We start from the raw sequence: 4,777 nt of genomic DNA on the forward strand, positions 1-4,777 counted from the left end.
TAGCCGATCAGCCATCGCCAGCACCGAGCAGGTGGTCCATCCGCCCCAGGACCGGGCGGGTGGAGACCAGCTACTTCTCGGCCCGCAGTTCGTCCTTCTCGATGCCGAGGAGAAGTAGCTTCCCGCTTCGGCGATCGGCCAGGTAGTCGCGCATCTCCCGCTTGATGACGGGGAGCAGGAAGTACACGCCGAGCAGGTTCACGAAGGCGCAGACGAACAGCGCGGCGTCGGCGAAGCTGATGACCTGGCTGAAGGTCAGCACGCACCCGGCCACCGTGAAGAACAGGAAGATGACCTTGTAGGTCAGCTCCGCCACCTTGCCACGACCGAAGAGGTACTCCCAGGCCTTGAGTCCGTAGTAGGACCACGTGATGAGAGTCGAGTAGGCGAACAGGACGACGGCGACGGCCAGGACGATGGGGAACCATGGCAGGACCGTCGCGAATGCGTCCGACGTGAGGATGACGCCATCGGGCGTGTCCCCGCCACCCTGGACCTGATCGATGCCCGCCTGCAGGCTCGGGGCACCGGCGATCACGATCGCGAGGGCGGTCATGGTGCAGATCAGCACGGTGTCCACGAGCGGCTCGTAGAGGGCCACGAAGCCCTCGCTGACCGGACGGCGGGTCTTGACCGCGGAGTGGGCGATGGCTGCCGAGCCGACGCCGGCCTCGTTGGAGAAGGACGCACGCTGGAAGCCGACGATCAGGACGCCGAGGATGCCGCCCGCGATGCCCTGCGGGTTGAATGCGCCGCCGATGATGGCACCGAACGCAGCGGGCACCTGCTCGATGTTCACGATGATGACGAAGAGGCAGGCCAGGACGTAGATGCCACCCATGGCCGGGACGAGCCGGGACGTCGTGGCGCCGATCGACTTGATGCCGCCGAGGATGACGATCGCCACGAAGAACGCGAGCACGACACCGAAGATGAGGGCAGCACCGGCGCTCCCGAGGAACCCGTCCTCGCCACCGGTGACGTTCTGCACCTGGGCGAAGGTCTGGTTGGCCTGGAACATGTTGCCGCCTGCCAGACCGAAGATGAGGATGGCGACGGCGAAGACGCCGGTCAGGATCTTCGCCGGGATGCGGCCCAGCTTCCGGAACGCGATGGGCAGGTACTTGAAGGGACCACCGCTGACGCTGCCGTCCTCGTGGACCTCCCGGTACTTCACGCCGAGCGTGCACTCGGCGAACTTCGTAGCCATGCCGATCAGCCCCGCGCAGATCATCCAGAACGTGGCTCCCGGGCCGCCGAGGGCCATCGCTGCGCCGACACCTGCGATATTGCCGAGGCCGACGGTTCCGGAGAGTGCCGAGGTGAGCGCCTGGAAGTGCGGGACCTCGCCCGGATCGTCCTTGGAGGAGTAGCGTCCGCGAACCACTTCGTAGCCGACCTTCAGGCCGCGGAACTGGGGGACCCCGAAATAGATGGTGCAGACGATGCCGGCAAGGATGAGCCAGGCGACGACGGCGGGGAAGCTGACATCCCCGATGGAGATCGGGAAGAACACGATGCCCGAGAAGATCTCGGTGGGCTTCGCGAAGGCGTTGTTGATCGCCTCGTCGACGGCCGCCAGCCATCCGACGTCTTCGGTCACTGCCCTGGGAAACCCTGCGTCGAATGTCATCCGTCAACGAAACCCTGCCTGAAGTGGGAGCGCAATGACAATCGGTCCTGAACCGGAAAATATTCCGATCGTGACGTCCGTGAGTGCGATGAGGCGGAGGAAACCGATTCCCCTCCTCACCCCGGCAGGTGGCCGGCCGCCCGCGCACAGCCCGCACCTGTCCCGACGACGAGCCCCTTTACAGGTAAGCGAGAACTTACCTATTATGCTCGCGTGACGGACATCTATCGGGCGCTGGCCGACGAGACGCGGCGGGCGCTCCTGGATGAACTCCTGGGCCGGGAGAAGCAGACCCTGTTCGAGCTGTGTTCGAAGCTCGCCATGAACCACGGCATCACCCCGTCACGCCAGGCGGTGGCACAACACCTCGACATCCTGGAGGCGGCCGGGCTCGTGCACTCCGAACGCAGTGGCCGCTACCGGTTCCACACCATCGACACCTCGCCACTGGCCGGGATCCTCGACCGCTGGCCGCCCCGGAAGGCAGAATCATGAAACTCGAAGCAGTCAGCATCTTCGTCGACGACCAGCAGCGGGCCCTCGACTTCTACACCCAGCACCTCGGCTTCGCCGTGTCCGCGGACATCCCCATGGGCGAGCACCGCTGGCTCACCGTGATCGATCCCGATCGCCCCGACGGCACGCAGATCTCCCTCGAGCCCAAAGGCCACCCTGCCGCAGGGCCTTTCACCGACGCGCTGGCCGCCGACGGCATCCCGTTCTGCGTCCTCGGGGTCGCGGACGTGCACGCCGAGTACGACAGGCTGACGGCCCTCGGTGTCACCTTTACGCAGCCGCCGACCATGATGGGCCCTGTCATCGTGGCAGTCCTCGACGACACCGTCGGCAACCTGCTGCAGCTCGCACAACCCACCGGCTGACACGGCAGCCAGGAGGGGCGAGGCACGTGCGCCGCTACTGCTTCCCGTACTTCCGGTGCACGGCCTGCTTGCTCACCCCGAGGCACTGCGCGATCGCCTCCCAGGACAAGCCGGCCTGACGTGCACCACGCACGAGCCCGGCCTCGGCCCGGCCCACCTCGCGGTGCAGTTCGGCAATCGCCTGCAGGGATTCTGCCGGCCCTTTCCCATCCATCGAGCCAACGAGTGTCTTCATCCGCTCCACCTCCATACGTCAACATTAGTTGACGCATGGAGGTCACTGCAAGAGCTCTCCGATCTGCAGCGCCGGGCGCTACCAGGAATGCGGCGCAGGCCTGCGGGTGCTCGGGAGCGCGTTGTTGAGCCGCCATTCGTGGATCCACTCGGGCAGCACCAGGTCCTCGGGCGGCGCACCGAATGCGGTGATGATCTCCTCGTTGCTCACCGGCCCGGACCCGGAGACCAGGCGTGTGGCGATGAAGGCCCGGGCGTAGATCTCGCCGTCGGCCACTGCCCGCTGCTCGAAGTAGATGGCTCGCTCATCGAGTCCGATGATGCGCGTCTCGATCGCGTAGAGCTGGCCGAGCTGAAGGGACTTACGGAAGCTGATGGTCTCGCCGGCGGCAACCGGGCTCCACCTCCTGCGGCGCATCTGCGCCCACACGCCGCTGCGCACCATGAGATCGAAGCGCCCGAGGTCGAAGACTGAGAAGTACATGCCGTTGTTCATGTGCATCGCGATGTCGATGTCCGTCGGAAGGACGCGCAGGGTCACGCTGCTGGAATCCCAGATGCCGAGGGCAGGCCGCCTGCGCGACAGGAGCAGTTGCAGCATCGTGCGGAAGATCAGGTGCATGGCAGCAATATTACTCACCAGTAACATGAGTGACCTCCAGTCGCTCCCCCCTAGACTCGGTGGATGGAGCAGCCCTCACCGCACGCCCTTCCGTTCGGCCGGTACAGGGAACTGCTGGACCAGGAGTACCGCACCCTCTCGAACCTCGTCGGGCCCGCGCTCGACCGCCCGGTGCCGGCCTGCCCGGGCTGGACCGGTGAGGATCTGGTACGCCACACCGCGATCGTCTTCCTGCAGAAGGCGGAGACGATCCGGACGGGCGTGAGGCCGAGCCACGGCTGGCCACCCGTCAGTGTGGGGAGCTTCCCTCCGCAGGCACTCCTCGCCCACTGCTACGCCAGCCTGATCGAGCAGTTCGATGCGCATGAGCCCGGCGACCGCGTCGAGACCTGGGTCCCGGAGGACCAGACGGTCGGATTCTGGATCCGGCGCCTCACCCATGAGACCGCGATCCACCGCTTCGACCTCGAGGACACGGTCGCGGGCGGCACCACGCCCCTGGACGCCAAGCTGGTACTGGACGGCATCGACGAGGTCCTGACGGTGATGCTGGGGCGCGGACACCCCGATCCGTCGGCCTCGGGGGCGGTGGTACGACTCGAGGCGGGGGGCCACTCCTGGGACATCCGACTCGACCGGCGGCGGGCCGTCGTCGAGCGTGACATCGCCGCGGACGGCCAGGCGACCCTCCGGAGTACGGCGGAACCGCTCCTCCTCTGGCTGTGGGGACGTGCACCCGGGCCAGGACCCGCAGCCATCGAGGGACCCGCGGCCGAACTGCGGGCCCGACTGGCCGCCGCCCTGTAACCGGAATAATTCCTCCGGATAATTGCTTGTCGCCTGCAGGAAGCAACCAGCACAAGGAGCACCATGGCCATCAGCACACAGATCCAGCTCGTCCGGCGCCCGGTCGGCAGTCCCACCGAGGAGGACTTCGCCACCGTGACGGCGGAACTGCCCGCACTCGGTGCGGGTGAGGTACGGGTCCGCAACGACTACGTGTCCGTCGATCCCTACATGCGCGGGCGCATGAACGACTCCCGGTCCTATGTCCCGCCCTTCGGACTCGGCGAGACGATGACCGGTGGCGCGGTGGGCAGGGTGGTCGAATCCGACTCCGACGCGATGCCCGTGGGCACCGCCGTGCTCCACAGCTACGGCTGGCGCGACCTCGCACAGGGCCCCGCGGCGCACTTCTCGCCTCTGCCGGAGACGGACCTGCCCCTGTCGGTCTTCCTCGGTGCGGCCGGCATGACGGGTCTCACCGCCTACGCCGGGCTCAAGCGCGTCGCAGGGCTCGGGGAGGGCGACGTCGTCTTCATCTCCGGAGCGGCCGGCGCCGTCGGCTCGATCGCAGGGCAGGTGGCACGGAAGCTCGGCGCATCGCGCGTCATCGGCTCGGCGGGC

General features: G+C 67.1%; 6 protein-coding genes and 1 pseudogene. 4 read left to right on the top strand and 3 right to left on the bottom strand.

Features of this window, described 5'->3' with window-relative positions:
• Positions 1 to 70: 70 nt before the first annotated feature.
• Entirely contained in the window at positions 71 to 1,633 is a 1,563-nt protein-coding gene (locus CVO76_RS09505; RefSeq protein ID WP_208739077.1) for an alanine/glycine:cation symporter family protein, read from the bottom strand.
• 213 nt (positions 1,634 to 1,846) lie between these two features.
• Between CVO76_RS09505 and CVO76_RS09510 the strand changes: the two genes are divergently transcribed.
• Both CVO76_RS09510 and CVO76_RS09515 read left to right on the top strand, forming a co-directional pair.
• Positions 1,847 to 2,128, top strand: a complete 282-nt coding sequence (locus tag CVO76_RS09510) for an ArsR/SmtB family transcription factor (protein ID WP_133081426.1) — start codon at positions 1,847 to 1,849, stop codon at positions 2,126 to 2,128.
• Entirely contained in the window at positions 2,125 to 2,514 is a 390-nt protein-coding gene (locus CVO76_RS09515; protein WP_208739078.1) for a VOC family protein, read from the top strand. Before CVO76_RS09510 ends, CVO76_RS09515 begins: the two co-directional genes overlap by 4 nt.
• Before the next feature lie 34 nt (positions 2,515 to 2,548).
• On the opposite strand, the gene CVO76_RS09520 is transcribed toward CVO76_RS09515, so the two are convergent.
• Together CVO76_RS09520 and CVO76_RS09525 are read right to left on the bottom strand one after the other, a co-directional pair.
• Positions 2,549 to 2,764, bottom strand: coding sequence for an AsnC family protein (locus CVO76_RS09520; protein ID WP_133081428.1), 216 nt, complete (start codon positions 2,762 to 2,764; stop codon positions 2,549 to 2,551).
• Between the two features lie 63 nt (positions 2,765 to 2,827).
• Positions 2,828 to 3,370 (bottom strand): acyl-CoA thioesterase, encoded by a 543-nt coding sequence (locus CVO76_RS09525; protein ID WP_208741767.1) that lies wholly within the window; start codon positions 3,368 to 3,370, stop codon positions 2,828 to 2,830.
• 63 nt (positions 3,371 to 3,433) lie between these two features.
• Here CVO76_RS09525 and CVO76_RS09530 point away from each other — a divergent pair, with 63 nt between their 5' ends.
• Complete coding sequence (locus tag CVO76_RS09530; RefSeq protein ID WP_208739079.1) at positions 3,434 to 4,177, top strand: maleylpyruvate isomerase family mycothiol-dependent enzyme; 744 nt, start codon at positions 3,434 to 3,436, stop codon at positions 4,175 to 4,177.
• A 63-nt stretch (positions 4,178 to 4,240) separates the two neighbouring features.
• Positions 4,241 to 4,777 (top strand): annotated as a pseudogene (locus CVO76_RS09535) (NADP-dependent oxidoreductase); the annotation flags it as partial.

Source organism: Arthrobacter agilis (assembly GCF_002953615.1).
Taxonomy (GTDB): domain Bacteria; phylum Actinomycetota; class Actinomycetes; order Actinomycetales; family Micrococcaceae; genus Arthrobacter_D; species Arthrobacter_D agilis_B.